This is a genomic window from Vibrio sp. 10N.222.52.C12 (genome assembly GCF_041474215.1).
Taxonomy (GTDB): domain Bacteria; phylum Pseudomonadota; class Gammaproteobacteria; order Enterobacterales; family Vibrionaceae; genus Vibrio; species Vibrio crassostreae_C.
This window is the reverse complement of record NZ_JBFRTR010000007.1, coordinates 26,447-44,024: the sequence shown is the minus strand read 5'-3', so window position 1 is coordinate 44,024 and position 17,578 is coordinate 26,447. Positions and strand designations below refer to the sequence as shown.

The 17,578-nt window shown below is 44.3% G+C and carries 12 protein-coding genes and 1 tRNA gene; 9 read left to right on the top strand and 4 right to left on the bottom strand.

The genetic code is table 11. From position 1 onward, the window contains the following. Nucleotides 1–216 precede the first annotated feature (216 nt). The 7 genes from AB4623_RS00985 to AB4623_RS00955 all read left to right on the top strand — a co-directional run bounded on the left by AB4623_RS00985 (nucleotide 217) and on the right by AB4623_RS00955 (nucleotide 9,878). Nucleotides 217–741 (top strand): phosphatase PAP2 family protein, encoded by a 525-nt coding sequence (locus AB4623_RS00985; RefSeq protein WP_017062930.1) that lies wholly within the window; start codon nucleotides 217–219, stop codon nucleotides 739–741. A 54-nt stretch (nucleotides 742–795) separates the two neighbouring features. Beyond that, entirely contained in the window at nucleotides 796–1,851 is a 1,056-nt protein-coding gene (locus AB4623_RS00980) for an MJ1255/VC2487 family glycosyltransferase (protein WP_017068817.1), read from the top strand. 346 nt (nucleotides 1,852–2,197) lie between these two features. After that, entirely contained in the window at nucleotides 2,198–3,157 is a 960-nt protein-coding gene (leuO, locus tag AB4623_RS00975; protein WP_136973937.1) for a transcriptional regulator LeuO, read from the top strand. A gap of 201 nt (nucleotides 3,158–3,358) precedes the next feature. Continuing rightward, nucleotides 3,359–5,167 carry a long-chain fatty acid--CoA ligase gene (locus AB4623_RS00970; protein WP_136973936.1) on the top strand — a complete coding sequence of 603 codons (1,809 nt, stop codon included), beginning with the start codon at nucleotides 3,359–3,361 and terminating at the stop codon, nucleotides 5,165–5,167. Between the two features lie 460 nt (nucleotides 5,168–5,627). Beyond that, nucleotides 5,628–7,385 carry an acetolactate synthase 3 large subunit gene (locus AB4623_RS00965; RefSeq protein ID WP_017062926.1) on the top strand — a complete coding sequence of 586 codons (1,758 nt, stop codon included), beginning with the start codon at nucleotides 5,628–5,630 and terminating at the stop codon, nucleotides 7,383–7,385. A 1-nt stretch (nucleotide 7,386) separates the two neighbouring features. Further along, nucleotides 7,387–7,881 (top strand): acetolactate synthase small subunit, encoded by a 495-nt coding sequence (ilvN, locus tag AB4623_RS00960; protein ID WP_008219984.1) that lies wholly within the window; start codon nucleotides 7,387–7,389, stop codon nucleotides 7,879–7,881. A gap of 113 nt (nucleotides 7,882–7,994) precedes the next feature. Further along, entirely contained in the window at nucleotides 7,995–9,878 is a 1,884-nt protein-coding gene (locus AB4623_RS00955; protein ID WP_017068819.1) for a diguanylate cyclase, read from the top strand. 580 nt (nucleotides 9,879–10,458) lie between these two features. Here the strand turns inward: AB4623_RS00955 and AB4623_RS00950 are convergent. Beyond that, complete coding sequence (locus AB4623_RS00950; protein WP_372145524.1) at nucleotides 10,459–11,130, bottom strand: GntR family transcriptional regulator; 672 nt, start codon at nucleotides 11,128–11,130, stop codon at nucleotides 10,459–10,461. 176 nt (nucleotides 11,131–11,306) lie between these two features. Beyond that, nucleotides 11,307–12,719, bottom strand: coding sequence for a pyruvate kinase PykF (gene pykF / locus AB4623_RS00945; protein ID WP_017061403.1), 1,413 nt, complete (start codon nucleotides 12,717–12,719; stop codon nucleotides 11,307–11,309). 429 nt (nucleotides 12,720–13,148) lie between these two features. Between pykF and AB4623_RS00940 the strand changes: the two genes are divergently transcribed. Together AB4623_RS00940 and glmS are read left to right on the top strand one after the other, a co-directional pair. Then, nucleotides 13,149–13,919, top strand: a complete 771-nt coding sequence (locus AB4623_RS00940) for a DeoR/GlpR family DNA-binding transcription regulator (RefSeq protein WP_017061404.1) — start codon at nucleotides 13,149–13,151, stop codon at nucleotides 13,917–13,919. 107 nt (nucleotides 13,920–14,026) lie between these two features. Continuing rightward, nucleotides 14,027–15,859: a glutamine--fructose-6-phosphate transaminase (isomerizing) gene (gene glmS, locus AB4623_RS00935; RefSeq protein ID WP_017061405.1), complete on the top strand. Its 1,833-nt coding sequence runs from the start codon at nucleotides 14,027–14,029 to the stop codon at nucleotides 15,857–15,859. A 102-nt stretch (nucleotides 15,860–15,961) separates the two neighbouring features. Here glmS and AB4623_RS00930 read toward each other — a convergent pair whose 3' ends face one another. Together AB4623_RS00930 and AB4623_RS00925 are read right to left on the bottom strand one after the other, a co-directional pair. Then, nucleotides 15,962–17,230, bottom strand: a complete 1,269-nt coding sequence (locus tag AB4623_RS00930; protein WP_102433154.1) for an O-acetylhomoserine aminocarboxypropyltransferase/cysteine synthase family protein — start codon at nucleotides 17,228–17,230, stop codon at nucleotides 15,962–15,964. A gap of 205 nt (nucleotides 17,231–17,435) precedes the next feature. Continuing rightward, a tRNA-Ile gene (locus AB4623_RS00925) sits at nucleotides 17,436–17,511 on the bottom strand. Between the last annotated feature and the right edge of the window lie 67 nt (nucleotides 17,512–17,578).

Sequence of the window (17,578 nt, the reverse complement as noted above, 5' to 3'; positions counted from 1 at the left end):
TGCTTACTTATACTAAGAAGTAAAAACATAGAAGAATAAAGCGGCCTTGGGTCGCTTTATTTTTATCGGTTGCATCTATCGCCATCCTGACTTGATCCATTGACCTGTCTATCAAGCATGGGAAATTTCATTTTAGTTCATTCAAAACGTCACTTAACTGTCATTTGTTGGGCATAACTTGAGCCTTAACTGAATAAGGATTGTTAAGGAGATCGTATGCGTACTATCGAACCTATTGTCCGCTGGGATGTGGCATTTTCTGTTTTCTGTTTAAACAACCGCTATGGCGGGCAACATGCAACGCTCAGTAAAGCGGTGTCTCATACTGGAGATGGACACCTTTATGTTTTGATTGCCTTGATTGCACTGCTGGTCGATAGCAACACCGGTCGAGACTTTCTTTTGGTGGGCTTAACCGCCTTCGCAATCGAACTGCCTATTTACTGGTTTGCTAAAAATACCCTCAAGCGCCGTCGACCAGCTGAATTCTCTTCACTACTTCACTCTCATATTGTGCCATCCGATAAATACAGTCTGCCTTCAGGGCATTCCGCTGCTGCTTTTGTTATGGCGACCTTAATTGGACATTTCTATCCGAGCTTGTACCTCTTTAGCTTGGTGTGGGCAACTGCGATTGCAGGCTCTCGAATCCTGCTCGGTGTGCACTTTTTAACGGACGTACTGATTGGCGCAGCCTTGGGCATCGCTTGTACCAGCCTCGCTATCAGCTTCATCCTGTAATTATTTTGTTGGCAACCACTGCCGAGCTTAAGTGGTAAATTTAAAGGAACATGCATGAAAATTTTATATGGCGTACAAGGCACAGGAAATGGGCACATCGCTCGAGCGAGAGCAATGGCCGTCGCTTTTCGTCAGCAAAATATTGATGTCGATTTTCTGTTCTCTGGGCGAGATGAGAGCAAATACTTTTCGATGGAAGCGTTTGGCAACTATCAGACCCGCAGCGGCTTAACTTTTTACAGCGAGCAGGGGCAGGTTAAATACGGCAAAACATTCATGAAGAACAACATCTGGCGATTTCTCCGTGAGATTAACCAGATCGATCTTACGCCTTATGACTTAGTGATTAATGATTTTGAGCCTGTCACTGCATGGGCGGCTAAGAGACAAGGTGTGCCATGCATTGGGATAAGCCACCAGAATGCGTTTCGTTATGATGTACCCAAAGAAGGGGGCAACTGGATTGAACATTCAGTGATTCAACATTTCGCCCCAACCGAGCACTCTATTGGCTTGCACTGGTATCACTTTGAACAGCCGATTTTGCCGCCTATCGTTCACACGCTGGTTGGTGAGCAACAAACCAAAACAGCACAAGACTTTACGTTGGTCTATTTGCCATTTGAGGATCTTGAGTCGATCTCAGAGCTGCTGATGAAGTTCATTTCGCAAAACTTTGTCTGTTACCACCCGGATGTGATTGAGCATAGCCGAGTTGAAAATATTGAGTTCAAACCACTGAGTCATGCGGGCTTTCAATTCGACCTCAATCAGTGCTCTGGTGTGGTCGCAAATGGCGGCTTTGAATTGCCATCTGAAGCCCTAACTTTGGGGAAGAAATTGCTTCTCAAACCACTCGAAGGACAGTTCGAACAACAGAGCAATGTGGCGACGCTAGAGGCCCTTGGGTTAGCTCAAACCATGACCTTTTTAGATGCGGCTATCTTGCGCGCTTGGCTCAGTGAAAAACAGGCCGAAGTGGTCACCTATCCAGACGTGGCAAGTGCACTCGTTGAGTGGGTATTAGCAGGGAATTGGTCTAATCAAGATGATTTAAGAAAGCAACTTTGGGACAAGGTCGACTTTCCAAGTTATGCATCGCTCACCTAACTCATAAGTGCTATTTCTGAATTGACCGGTTGAACAATTCACGAGCTCAATAAATTGTAACAAATGTAACCAAACGATAGAACAGCTAAATAAGTCGAAATTAAACTCATAAGTGACGCATTTTATGTTTTTTTATAACTCTATAAATAATTGATTTTTAGATGTTGTTTAATCATTAAGGTAAAATAAAATTATTCTTTATCAATCTTGTTGGTAGCTCGAGATGTATTGGTTAATAGTAATGTCAATCCGAAAAACATCGGTCTGATAAATATAAGAATTAGTGGTTATCTATTCTCATACCATTACCAATTTAACGCTGTCGAACCGACAAGAGGCAACTTGAATGTTAGATAAGAAAGACGCAATGAGTGCTATTGCAAGCTACAGAATGGAAAGCACACTTCGTGGAGTCGACTTAAATCTTTTGACTGTATTTGATGCAGTTATGCAAGAGCAAAACATTACACGTGCAGCTCACAATCTGGGTATGTCTCAGCCTGCTGTAAGTAACGCTGTTGCTCGTCTAAAAGTGATGTTTAACGACGAACTATTCATGCGCCAAGGTCGTGGTATTCAACCGACTCAACGTGCACGTCAGTTGTTTGGTCCTATCCGCCAAGCGCTACAATTAGTACGCAACGAATTACCAAGTTCTGTGTTCTCTCCAGAGTCTTCTTCTCGCCTGTTCAAGCTTGCGATTTGCAGCCCTTGTGACATGCGTTTTGCACCTAAGATTATGTCGACTATCAACGAGCAAGCACCTAGCGTTAAACTGCACATGGATGCTGAATTCGATCGTCAACTTTCTGAGCGTATGCGCTACCAAGAAATCGACTTCGTGATCGATTACGCTCGCTTTGATGAGCAAGGTTTCTCAAGCACTGAAATCTTCCAAGATGAGTTGGTTGTTGTCGCTTCTGCTTCTCACCCACGCATTAACGGTGAAGTAACAGCGGCAGAGCTGCTTAACGAAAAGCACGCGAAATTGTCTCGCATTCACGGTCAACGTAGCTTCTCTGAGCAAGCTTACCGTGACCTAGACTGCATGCCTTTCTACGAAGGCACGAGCCTAAGCAACGTTCTTTACGTTGTAGGTCAGTCTGAACTAGTAACGATTGCTCCTCGTTGGATGGTAGAACATGCAGCAAACAAAGAGCAGCTTCAGATTCTAGATTTCCCATTTGATAATGCGGCAATTTCAGGCTTCCTAAGCTGGCACGAATCAAGTGAAAAGGACAAAGGACACATTTGGTTACGAGATCAGTTAATGATGATCTGTGGCGAAGTAGTGGCACTTAACTAGACACTAATCCCTATGTTTTATAAGCCCTAAGCTAGGAGTCTGGCTTGGGGCTTTTTTGTACCTGCTATTTTTGTTGATAGAAAACTTAGCGTGAGACGTACTATTACTTATAACTTTGAGCTTCATCAGTTGCCTTTTCCATGATCAGAGGTACACTTGTGCGCTCAAAAAAGCTTACAGGTGTAAGCCAAAGGTAAAGAGATGGCCAATTTAGATTTTCATATCGTAAAAAGACTTCGTGACCAAATTGCCCAAGGCGGCAACCGTACAGCTTTGAAGCACAAAGTAGACAATGTATGGCAAGGTATTAGCTGGGAGCAGTTTGGACAACAAATCGATACGCTTTCATTAGCACTATTGGCTCAGGGACTGAGAGTTCAAGATAAGATCGGTATCTATTCAAATAATATGCCTCAATGGACCGTGGCAGATTTTGCATCTTTACAAGCTCGTCTTGTGACTGTGCCGATTTATCCAACCAACACAGCAGCACAGTCGTCTTACATCATCCAAAATGCGGATGTGAAGATCTTATTCGTTGGTGAGCAAGTTCAATTTGACGCGGCGGTGAGCCTATTCGAAGAGTGTGAACAGCTAGAAGTGGTTGTCGCGATGTCTGATGATATCGATCTTCAAGGCCATAGCTTTGCGGTATCTTGGGCTGATTTCATGGCGCGCGGCGTTGAAGCACAACAAGCTGAACTTGACGTGCGTCTTGCTGATGCAAGCATGGACGACCTGCTGACTCTTATCTATACCTCTGGTACCACAGGTCAGCCAAAAGGCGTAATGCTTGATTACACCAACATTGGCTACCAGTTAGAAGGCCACGATGAGCGCCTTAGCCTGAGCAAAGACGATGTCTCATTGTGTTTCCTACCGTTATCACACGTATTTGAGCGTGCTTGGACGTTCTACGTTCTTTATAAAGGCGCAACCAACTGCTACCTGCAAGATACGATGCAAGTGCGTGATGCGCTAAGTGATGTGAAACCTACTGTAATGTGTGCGGTTCCACGCTTCTACGAGAAGATCTTCTCTGCGATTCACGAGAAGGTATCTAAAGCACCATTTATTCGTAAAGTGCTATTTACTTGGGCGGTGAACATGGGAGCAAAGCTTTCAGTTTGTCACCAAGAAGGTCGTACTCCATCGTTGATGCTGAAGAAGAGCCATGCGCTAGCTGATAAGCTTGTGCTATCTAAACTGCGCGCTCTACTCGGCGGTAACATCAACTTCATGCCATGTGGTGGCGCGAAGCTTGATGAGACGATTGGTCGCTTCTTCCATGCTATCGGCATCAACGTAAAACTTGGCTACGGCATGACAGAAACCACGGCAACAGTATCGTGCTGGGATGACCGCTGTTTTAACCCTGATTCAATTGGTATGTCGATGCCGGGCGCTGAAGTAAAAATTGGTGCTAAGGATGAGATTCTTGTTCGTGGTCCAATGGTGATGCGCGGTTACTACAAGATGCCAGAAGAGACCGCAAAGACATTCGATGAGCACGGTTTCTTGAAAACCGGTGATGCGGGTCATTTTGATGAAAATGGTAACCTGTTCATTACTGATCGTATCAAAGAGCTGATGAAAACTTCTGGTGGTAAGTATATTGCCCCGCAAGTGGTTGAAGGTGCGATTGGTAAAGATCACTTTATCGAACAGATTGCTGTTATCGCTGATACACGCAAATTCGTTTCTGCGCTGATTGTTCCTTGTTATGACTCGCTAGAAGAGTACGCCAAAGAGCTTAATATCAAGTATCACGATCGCGTTGAACTTGTTAAGCACCACCAAATCGTCGAGATGCTAGAAAAGCGTGTGAATGACCTACAGCAAGAACTGGCTAAGTTTGAGCAAGTGAAGAAATTCAAACTGCTACCAAAAGCATTTTCTATGGATGATGGTGAACTGACACCAACTCAAAAATTGCGTCGTAAAGTTATCAACGATAAGTATCAAGACGAAATCGAAGAAATGTACAACGAAAAGCCTAAAGATAAGTAGTTTTCTGCTTAGATAAATTTTCAGTTGTTTAAAAATCCCCCTACGAATGTGATTGCATTTTTAGGGGGATTTTTTGTATCTAATGACACAGCACAATGTGCGAAAGCGCACACCAGCAAGCTCGCGGTTTATCGATAAATAGCGATCTATTAAAATATTAAGTGCTTTTTTTTGTTCGCTAACTAGTGTTTAAACCTGGCGTGTGGGGCTGAGTTGGGTTTTATTTAATGCTTTGAGCTAATAGTTGGTTTTTTGGCATAGTTGCCGAATAACAGGTGTTAGACCAGATGATAATAAAGCGTTAAAGTTGTTTCGTATTACTGTTTGTTGTTATCACGACAGACAGCCATAGCCGAAAAAGTGGAAGTATTTCGAATTAGGCTACGAATAAGCCCTAGACTATGAAAAACCAGCCCAACATGTTCACCAAATATGATTGGAAACTGGTGAGGAGAGCAATATGACAACAAAACCTGAAACAGCCATGTCATCCGGCGCTGAAATGTTATCCGGCGCTGAGATGGTGGTGCAGTCTCTAATTGAAGAGGGTGTAGAACAAATCTTTGGTTATCCAGGTGGTTCTGTACTTGATATCTACGATGCGCTGCATGCTAAAACTGCTGAAATTAAACACGTATTAGTACGACACGAACAAGCCGCTACCCACATGGCAGATGGCTATACTCGTTCTACTGGTAAACCGGGTGTAGTACTTGTGTGTTCTGGTCCAGGTGCGACCAATACCGTTACTGGTATTGCAACAGCCTACATGGACTCAATCCCAATGATTGTTATTTCTGGTAACGTACCAAATAACCTTATTGGTAACGACGCCTTCCAAGAGTGTGACATCGTGGGTGTATCACGCCCGATCGTTAAACACAGCTTCTTAGTTAAGAAAGCGGAAGATATCCCTGAAGTCGTTAAAAAAGCATTCTATATTTCAACGACAGGGCGTCCCGGTCCTGTGGTTATTGATCTGCCGAAAGACATCTTAAACCCACAAATCAAGCTTCCTTATGAATACCCAGAAACGCTCAAAATGCGTTCGTATAACCCAACGGTTACGGGTCATAAAGGTCAGATCAAAAAGGCGCTAAAAGCCCTTCTTGAAGCGAAGAAGCCGGTACTTTATGTCGGTGGTGGTGCGGTTATTTCTGAGGCAGATAAGCCGCTGTTAAAATTAGCAGAGGCACTGAATTTACCTGTGGTAAGCACCCTAATGGGGCTTGGCGCTTTCCCTGGCACCCATAAGAACTCTTTGGGTATGTTAGGCATGCATGGTTTATATGAAGCCAATATGGCGATGCACAATGCGGATTTGATCTTTGGTATTGGCGTACGTTTCGATGATCGAACGACTAATAACCTAGATAAGTACTGCCCTGATGCGAAGATCATGCACATTGATATCGACCCATCTTCGATCTCTAAGAACGTAAAAGTGGATCTACCGATTGTAGGTTCTGCTGAAAAGGTTCTAGAGAGCATGGTGAACTTGCTCGTTGAGCAAGGCGGCACTAACGATGCAGAAGCGATTGAAAGCTGGTGGAGTGAAATCAAGCAGTGGCAAGAGCGTGACTGCCTAGCTTACGAGAAATCGTCTGAGCGCATCAAACCACAGCAAGTAATTGAAACACTGCATAAAGTAACCAATGGCGATGCCTATGTTGCTTCTGACGTAGGTCAACACCAAATGTTTGCTGCTTTATACTACCCGTTTAACAAGCCACGTCGTTGGATTAACTCTGGTGGTCTAGGCACGATGGGCTTTGGCCTGCCTGCTGGTATGGGCGTTAAGTTTGCTAAGCCAGATGAAGAGGTGGTTGTGGTAACCGGTGACGGCAGCATTCAAATGAATATCCAAGAGCTGTCGACTGCGCTGCAATACAATATCCCGGTTAAGATTATTAACCTTAACAACCGTTTCCTAGGCATGGTAAAACAGTGGCAAGACATTGTTTATCAAGGCCGTTACTCTAACTCATATATGGACTCTGTTCCTGATTTTGCTGCTATCGCTGAGGCTTATGGTCACGTTGGTATGCGCATTTCATCTCCGGATGAATTGGAATCAGGTTTGGAAAAAGCACTGGCGATGAAAGACCGTTTGGTATTTGTCGATATTAGTGTGGATGACACCGAGCACGTATACCCAATGCAGATCAAAGGCGAGGGTATGGATAACATGTGGCTAAGCAAAACGGAGAGAACATAATATGAGACACATTATTTCACTACTAATGGAAAACCAACCTGGTGCGCTTTCTCGTGTGGTTGGCTTGTTTTCTCAGCGTGGCTACAACATCGAGTCTTTGAACGTATCTCCAACCGATGATCCGACGCTGTCTCGTTTGAACGTCACTACTAACTCGAGCGAAATGCAGCTTGAGCAGATTCAGAAACAACTGCATAAGCTAATCGACGTACTTAAAGTACAAGAAGTGTCTGAACTTGAACACATTGAACGTGAGCTGTTGATGGTAAAAGTACGTGCGAGCGGCTTTGCTCGTGCGGAAGTGAAGCGCACAGCGGATATCTTCCGTGGTCAGATCGTTGATGTTACGGCTTCTCAATATACGGTTCAAATGGCGGGTACTAGCGAGAAACTGGATGCCTTCATTCAGGCGCTGTCTGAAGTGACGGAAGTGCTTGAAGTAGCTCGAAGTGGTGTTGTTGGCATCGCACGAGGCGAACGTGCGTTGAAAGCCTAGACGATAAGTCTTTAAAAAATAACTTTAAAGCCGCTTTTTTAAGCGGCTTTTATTTTGTTAATTTTTTAGAGTGCTATAATCCCGCGCTGCACTTCCATTCATCTGAGTTAGCAATGCGAAATAAAAAATCAATAATTACATTGCTGATTATCTCTATCATATTGTCTTCTGCAGTATGTCTGTATTATTTGCAGCGCTACAAAGAAGTAAAACAGCAGAGCTTTGACTACTCAGCTAAGCAAGCCGTTCATCAGTTAGTGTATGCCAAGCGAGATTATGATCTTCTCAAGACTCAGTTAGTCTCGGTCATGGAGCTACTCAGTCATAGCCAGAGCTTGGTTAACTTTGCTTCCTCTCCCTCAGACCAAACCAAACATCTACTTGAAGAGGTCTGGCAATCTGTTCTCGTGAACCAGAAGTGGTATACACAAATCCATCTGTTAGATGTCACTGGCAAAGAATTGGTGCGTGTTAACTACTCCTCTGATACCGGTAGAGTGACGTTTCCTCAACAGCTGCAAGATAGGTCGGATTCTAACTACTTCCAATACGCTCAAAAACTAGAAGCCGAACAGATTGGCGGTTGGGGTATTGAGCTTGAAACTGAGCATGGTGAAGTCACCTTCCCTTATTCGCCGGTAATCCGTGTCTTTACCCCAGTAGAAACCCCTGACGAAAGAGTAGGCTACCTCGTCATCAATCTTGATGTATGGGGCTTATCGTCGCGTCTGAGCTTTTCACCAGATAACGATCTTAGAGCAGAAGTTCTCAATGACGCGGGTTACTTCATCGCGAGTAACAACAGCGGTAAGTTGTTCGGAGACTCTATTCCTGAAAGAAAAGGCTATAACCTGAAAAATATCGCGCCGAAGACGTGGGATGCGATCTCCAATGATCAGGTGGGATACGTTTTTGAAGATGGTAATTTGTTTGCCTTTAACACGGTTATGCTCGCGAACAGTCAAAAGGTCCATTTACTGATTCAACTTAATCAAAAGCAACTGATGGATCGGGCTGAGCGTGATCTAGATGATTTGGCCCATGAAGAGATCATTGTTCTGATTACGGTGCTGATATTCGCTTTCCCGTTTGCTTACCTGGTGACGCACTGCCGACGCCGAAGCCTAGAGAGTAAATTGGCACGAGCCGCATTGAATGGTATGTCGGCAGTGATGATCTCTGACAAGCAGCACCGCACAATGATGATCAACAACGAATTTGAGAACATGACTGGGTACTGCAAAAAACAGGTGATCGGTCAAAATGCATTGCAGTTGCTGCTTGAGAATACCGACCAAGTGCTCTCAAGCTCGGCTATTTGGAGTCATTTAGAGCAAGAAGAAGTATGGGAAGGGGAGGTTCAGTGTAAGAACAAGCTGCGTATTCCTTTTACTGCGATCATGCGAGTGCATGCGGTCAAAAACAATTCAGGCAAAGTCAGTTACTACATCACCTCGTTGGTTGATATTTCCGTAAGGAAGGAGCTTGAAGTACGTTTGAGGATTTTAAGTGAACGTGACTCTTTGAGTAATCTCTGGAACCGACGAAAATTCGAAGAGCAGCTGGCCTACTATTCTCGCTTAGTTGAGCGTTACCCGATCGAAGCGACCACCTGCTTAGCCTTGGTGGACATCGATAACTTCAAGCGAATCAATGATGAGCTTGGCCACGACGAAGGTGACCGTGTGATCGCTGGTGTTGCTAAACTTCTGCAAGATAGCCTTCGTGGGACGGACTTTGTTGCACGTGTCGGAGGAGAAGAGTTTGCACTCTTGATGCCACACACGTCTCTGCCAGAAGCAAAGCGCGTATTGGATCGCTTGCGAATAGAGATTGAACTGGCAGCCGGAACTAAGGTAACGGTGAGTGTTGGCTTTACTGATTTAACAAGTAACAGTACTCGCTCATACAAGTGTGCCGATGTTGCGCTTTACGAATCTAAATCGTCTGGTCGTAATACGGTCTCTATGTGTCCTAGCTACGATGATGTCGCTTAGGTTCGCTTCTATCTAGTCCTGTCTTCTCTTTGCTTCACCTCTTCAAGCTGGCCCCGACTCACTTTATCTCTCCCCCTTTTTATAGGAATCTCACTTTTGAGCGACCTATGTCACAAAATCTATACAGTTAGACTAAAGTCTAATGCTGGTGGAAATTTGAGCTAAAATGAACAATAAGTAAACTACCTTGCTTCAGATTACATCGTGCTTAACGGTGTAATAAATAGAGTGTTTACCAGATGTAAAAGGATGACACCGTTAACTTAATTCAACTGATTAGCTAGCCTTTTCAATGGTTTGAAAGGCAGCAGTAGAATTAGGTTAGCTGGAGCAAGAGTTTGGGGATCATACAGTCTGGTTAAAAGAGGCGTGGTATGTTTGTCGATTTTTTAGTGAGGTTAACCATAGGCACATTAGCCATTCTTGGCTTTCAATTGAGTGCTTTGTATTTTTTACCTATGGTTGTGCTACTCAATACTCATCACAAAGAGTTTTTTGGGTGGTAGTTCAGTCGTAATACTGGAAACAAAAAACGGAGCCATTGGGCTCCGTTTTTATTTGGTTAGAAGCTACTTTAGCGTTATGCCGCTTCGATAACTTCTTCAATTCGTTTCATTGAACCTAGCAGGTGTTGATCAAGCAGTTCAGTCGCTTGTTCTACATTCTTAGACAGTACTAGTTTCATGATCATTTCGTGTTCATCAATATTGAACAGATCATCTGATGCGCTTTCTGCAGACATAGCGAGGAAGCGGTAACGTTTCACTTGGTTAATTAGGTCATCAAAGAACTTAAACATGTTCTCTGAATCTGCACCTTCAAGCAGTGCGACATGGAATTGCTGGTGGCGCTCTTCCCATTCTACACAGTCAAACTCTTCAGATACGTACTGTACTCGCGATAGTTTATGGTAAGACGTTAGTACATCCAGTTCCCAGCTCTCATCACCTGCTGCAATCGCTTTTTTAAGCAGAACCGATGATACAACACGAAGGCTTTCGTATAGGTCATTCAGTTCTTTCTTTGATACAGGAGATACCCAGCAGCCTTTTTGTGGCTCTAGCTTTACGTATTTGCTCCAAGATAACTGTACCAAGGCTTCGCGAATAGGGGATGCACCAACGTTGTAGCGTGCTTTTAGAACAGCAACAACAAGCTTTTGGCCTGGGGTTAACTCACCATTAAGAATATCTTGGCGAATCATCTTTGATACTTTGTCAGTGAGCGTAGGACTAGACATTACAAACCTCATCTATATATGATTTCTAGTCTGCTAATCCGTCTCTTAGAAAGAGTCAGTTGGAGGTTAACAGTACGTAGTTCTATTGTGATTGATAATACAGCGTACTGAAAAGTTAGGCAAGATTTTGTTTCATAAAAAAAGAGGGCCGAAGCCCTCTTTTATATTTTATGCGAATCGGTTCATTCTTATAGAACGTGAACAGATGCCGTGTTTGTAGTACCAGAAGCTACTAGAGCACCAGAAACCATAACTACGATGTCGCCTTTGTTACCTAGGCCAGATTGTAGAGCGATTTCTTTACCGTTGATGTAGAACGCGTCTGTGTTCTCGATAGAGTCAACAAGAACTGGCTTAACACCTTTAGTAAGAACTAGCTGTGCAGCTGTCTTTTCGTTAGTTGTTAGAGCTAGGATGTTTGCAGTTGGGAAGTACTTACGTACTGAACGTGCAGATTTACCGCCTTCAGTTGCAACAACGATTAGAGGAGCAGCTAGCTTCTCTGCTGTGTCTACAGCGCCTTTACATACTGCTTCAGTGATGCGTAGACGTGGGCTGTCTAGACGAGAACCTAGCTCAGCTTTAAGAGCTGAATCAGTACGGTTCGCGATTTGAGCCATGATAGTAACAGCTTCAACTGGGTACTTACCTTTAGCAGTTTCACCAGAAAGCATTACTGCATCAGTACCATCCATGATTGCGTTCGCAACGTCACCCGCTTCAGCACGAGTTGGACGTGGGTTGCTGATCATAGAGTCAAGCATTTGAGTTGCAGTGATAACCATCTTACGTGCACGGTTACACTTCTCGATCATCATCTTCTGAGCGAAGATTACTTCTTCAGCTGGGATTTCAACACCTAGGTCACCACGAGCAACCATGATGCCGTCAGAAGCTTCAAGGATTGAATCGAAGTTATCTACACCTTCTTGGTTTTCAATCTTAGAAATGATGTGGATGTTCTCGCCGCCGTTAGCGTTTAGAAGCTCACGGATTTCTTTAACGTCTTCTTCTTTACGGATGAAAGAAGCAGCAACGAAATCTACGCCTTGCTCACAACCAAACTTAAGGTCAGCTTTGTCTTTCTCAGAAAGAGCAGGAAGTTGAACAGAAACGCCAGGAAGGTTAACACCTTTGTTTTCGCCTAGAGCACCGTTGTTAAGAACTTTACACTTAACTTCAGTTTCTGTTGTTGCGATAACTTCCATTTCGATTAGGCCGTCATCAACAAGGATAGTGTTACCTGCTGTTAGGTCTTTAGCGAAACCTAGGTAAGTTACTGCTACTACGTCTTTGTTACCAACAACTGTTGCGTCAGTTGTGAAAGTGAACTCTTGACCAGCTACTAGATCTACGTCGTTACCATCTTCAAGTTTGATAGTACGGATTTCTGGACCTTTAGTATCTAGAAGGATAGCAAGTTGCTCACCTTTGTTTTCCATTACTTTACGGAAGTTCGCGATACGAGTGCCGTGCTCTGCGAAATCACCGTGAGAGAAGTTAAGACGCATAACGTTCATGCCAGCATCTACTAGTTCAGTTAGCTTCTCTACAGATTCAGTTTTAGGGCCAATCGTACATACGATTTTGGTCTTTTTCATGGAAGGTACTCTCCGGTAAGTATTGTTACAATTTGAAATTTATTTAAGTTCTGAAGATTGGTCCGCTACATCAACATTTTGTGCCTGTTGTGTAAAAGCGCGGGACTTCCAATATGTCCTTCAGAGTTGTAAGTCTTTCATCAATTTTAGTCATTTTATGACTAAAAGATTTTGATTCAATATCGGTTTTCTGTGACTTACCCCACTATATAGGGGGTAGGTTGCAAAAAAATAACAGTCAGTTTTGTAATTTTTTTTCTTTTCGGGTGCGGATTCTACCACCTAATGAGTTCAATATCACTGCTTAACAATTGTCTTAGGACAAGGTTTTATCGCTATTTATTAATTTTTTGGATCAAAATAAATGGACTAAATAGTTTCGTTGTAACTATAATATGTTTCATATCGAAACTTAATGGCCTTTTTTAAATGTCGAAACGAAACACCCAGCTCAGAAGACATGCAATTTCTAACCTAGTGAATGAAAAAGGGGAGGTTAGTGTTGATGAATTATCCGCTAAGTTCGAAACCTCAGAAGTCACTATTAGAAAGGACTTGGCGTCTTTAGAGAAAAACGGTCAGCTTTTACGCCGTTATGGTGGTGCGATTTCGTTACCGAAAGAGGTTGTCAACGAAGAACTGGGTCAACAAGTTTCGACTCGAAAGATTTCATTGGCAAAAGCCGCTGCAGATTTAATTCGCGACCATAACCGCATCGTGATCGATAGTGGCAGTACGACCGGTGCTCTAATTCAGCAGCTTAATGCTAAGCGTGGCTTGGTTGTTATGACCAACTCATTGCACGTTGCTAATGCGCTTAATGAGCTTGAAAGCGAGCCGACGTTATTAATGACTGGCGGCACTTGGGATACCCATTCGGACTCTTTCCAAGGCAAAGTTGCAGAGTCGGTACTTCGTGCTTACGATTTTGACCAACTATTTATTGGGGCTGATGGTATCGACCTCGATAGAGGCACAACCACGTTTAACGAACTGGTTGGCCTGAGCAAAGTAATGGCTGAAGTGTCACGAGAAGTGATCGTGATGGTTGAGTCGGAAAAGGTGGGACGAAAGATCCCGAACTTAGAGCTGGCATGGGAACACATTGACATCTTAATTACCGATACAGACTTAGGCGAAGAATCCAAAGCAAGTATCGAATCACATGATGTTCGAGTGATCCTGACCGATCCAGCGTAAAAACAAATTTAAGTATTATGCATTTACCTTCCTATAATTGATCTTAATGAAGATTTGGCCTTTGCTTGCTGCCAATAGGAATAAAACAAAATTGATGGAGTGAAACTATGTGTGGAATTGTTGGTGCAGTAGCACAGCGTGATGTAGCTGAAATTTTAGTAGAAGGCCTTCGTCGTCTAGAATACCGTGGCTACGATTCAGCTGGTGTCGCTGTAGTCGATACTGAATCTAACCTAACTCGTGTACGCCGTCTAGGTAAAGTACAAGAGCTAGCTGACGCAGTAGAAGAGCAACAAGTGATTGGTGGTACAGGTATCGCTCATACACGTTGGGCGACACACGGTGAGCCGTCTGAAGCGAACGCACACCCACACATGTCTGGTGATATTGCCGTTGTACACAATGGCATTATCGAAAACCACGAAGCACTGCGCGCTATGCTGCAAGAGCGTGGTTACGTATTTACTTCACAAACGGATACAGAAGTTATTGCTCACTTAGTTGAGTGGGAACTTCGCACTTCAGCTTCTTTGGTTGAAGCGCTACAGAAAACAGCAAAACAATTAGACGGTGCGTACGGCACGGTTGCGGTTGATCGTAAAGATCCTAGCCGTATCGTTGTAGCTCGTTCTGGTAGCCCGATCGTTATCGGTTTTGGTGTCGGCGAGAACTTCCTTGCTTCTGATCAACTGGCGCTACTGAGCGTAACTCGTCGCTTCATGTACCTAGAAGAAGGTGATGTTGCTGAGGTAACTCGTCGTGATGTTACGGTATTTGATGTAGCGGGTGAGCGTGTTGAGCGTGAAATCGTTGAGTCAAACGCTGAACACGACGCAGGTGACAAAGGTCAATACCGCCACTTCATGCAGAAAGAGATCTTCGAGCAGCCAACAGCGCTGATCAATACAATGGAAGGCCGTATCTCTGACACTTCGGTTATCACTAACGCGATCGGCGTTAAAGCTGAAGAGATCCTAAGCAAGGTTGAACACGTGCAGATCATCGCATGTGGTACGTCTTACAACTCAGGCATGGCAGCGCGTTACTGGTTTGAATCTCTAGCTGGCGTAAGCTGTGACGTAGAGATTGCTTCTGAATTCCGTTACCGTGATTTCGTTGTTCGTCCGAACAGCCTATTGGTGACTCTGTCTCAATCTGGTGAAACGGCGGATACGCTTGCTGCACTTCGTCTTGCAAAAGAGAAGGGTTATATGTCTGCAATGACTATCTGTAACGTTGCGGGTTCTTCACTGGTTCGTGAATCTGATTTTGCCTTCATGACTCGCGCAGGAACAGAGATCGGTGTTGCTTCTACTAAAGCTTTCACAACTCAACTAGCAGCGATGCTGATGATGGTAACGTCAATTGGTCGTCTACAAGGTCGTATCAATGAAGAAAAAGAAGCGGAAATCGTTCAAGCACTTCACCAACTGCCTGCTGATATCGAGAAAGCATTAGCGTTCGATAAAGAAATTGAAGCACTGGCACCTGATTTTGCTGATAAGCATCACACACTGTTCTTGGGTCGTGGTGAGTTCTACCCAATCGCGATGGAAGCGTCTCTTAAACTGAAAGAGATCTCTTACATCCACGCAGAAGCATACGCAGCTGGTGAGCTTAAGCACGGTCCTTTGGCTCTTATCGATGCAGATATGCCTGTAGTCGTTATTGCACCAAGCAACGACTTGCTAGAGAAGCTGAAATCGAACGTTGAAGAAGTGCGTGCTCGTGGCGGTCTACTTTACGTATTCGCTGATGAAGATGCGGGCTTTGAAAGCGATGAGAACATGAAGATCATCAAGATGCCTCACGTAAGTGAAGTAACAGCGCCTATCTACTACACAGTACCGATGCAGCTGCTGTCTTACCATGTCGCACTAATAAAAGGTACCGACGTTGACCAACCTCGTAACCTAGCGAAAGCGGTAACAGTTGAGTAATCGACAGCTTACCTAAGATATAGATAATAAGAAGCCCATCCTGTGATGGGCTTTTTTATGTCTGTTACTTAACGATCAGTGTTAGAGCTAGCTGTAGCGTCATTAAGCGCTCAGTGCTTGCTCTAGGTCAGCCAAGATATCGTCAATGTGCTCGATACCTACTGATAGGCGAATCATCTCCGGTGATACACCGGCTTGTTTCTGTTCAGCTTCGCTTAGTTGACGGTGTGTCGTCGAAGCTGGGTGACAAGCGAGAGATTTCGCATCGCCAATGTTAACTAAGCGCTTGAAGATTTGCAGTGCATCATAGAAGCGAACACCGGCTTCATAACCGTCTTTTAAACCAAAAGATAGAATAGCCGATGGCTTACCCTGCATGTATTTTTCAGCAAGCGGGTAGAATTCTGAGCTAGGCAGACCAGCGTAGCTTACCCAACTGACTTTTTCGTGTTGGCTGAGGTATTCTGCCACTTTCAATGCATTCTCTGTGTGTCGCTCCATACGTAACGACAATGTCTCCAAGCCTTGCATCAACATGAAAGCATTCATTGGCGACAGTGCTGCACCTGTATTACGTAGGGGAACCGTTCTAGCTCGACCAATAAACGCAGCCTCACCAAATGCCTCGGTATAAACCACGCCATGATAAGAAGGCTCTGGCTGATTAAAAACAGGGAAGCGCTCTTTGTGCTCTGCCCATGGGAATTTTCCTGAATCGACAATCACGCCACCTAACGTTGTACCGTGACCACCCACGTATTTGGTTAGTGAGTGCACCACGATGTCAGCACCAAAATCGATAGGTTTACACAGCACAGGCGTCGCCACCGTGTTATCAACAATCACAGGTACACCTTGTGCGTGAGCAAGTTCAGCAACACGCTCTAAGTCGATAATATTACCTGCTGGGTTACCGATACTTTCGCAGTAAACCGCCTTGGTTTTTTCGTCAATCAGTGCCGCTAAGCTTTCTGGTTTATCGTCTTTAGCAAAACGAACTTCGATCCCTTGGTTTGGCAGCATATGAGCAAATAGGGTGTAAGTACCACCGTAAAGCTGAGGTGTTGAAACAATGTTGTCACCGATTTGCGCCAACGTCTGAATCGCATAGTTGATCGCAGCACTGCCCGCACTTACCACTAAGCCTGCGATACCTCCTTCTAAGGCGGCCATGCGTTTTTCTAACACATCATTGGTTGGGTTCATTATGCGAGTGTAGATATTGCCTGGCACCGCAAGGTTGAAGAGGTCGGCGCCGTGTTGTGCGTCATCGAATTCGTACGCGACGGTTTGGTAGATTGGAGTGGCAACCGATTTGGTTGTTGGATCAGTGTCGTAACCGAAGTGAATCGAGAGTGTTTCGTCTTTCATGAGTCTTCCCTGAACTATTGAGCGATTTATGTACTCTCATATTGCCGATTTTTTTATAAAAGAAAAGTATGTTTAGTCACAGAGAGGCAATTGGAATTGTGTGCGGGACGATTCGTTTTTGGTTCGGAAGTGCAGGGTGTGATTGGTACTGAATCAGAAAAGCAAAAAGCCAGAGCAGCGTGAACTGTTCTGGCTTTTCTAAATTTGGTGGCCCCTCCCAGATTTGAACTGGGGACCGAACGATTATGAGTCGTGCGCTCTAACCACTGAGCTAAGGGGCCGTAGGGCATAGATTATAGGGGAAGCATTCAGTGGTGTCTAGACACTATAAGGGGCAATTCCGCTTAC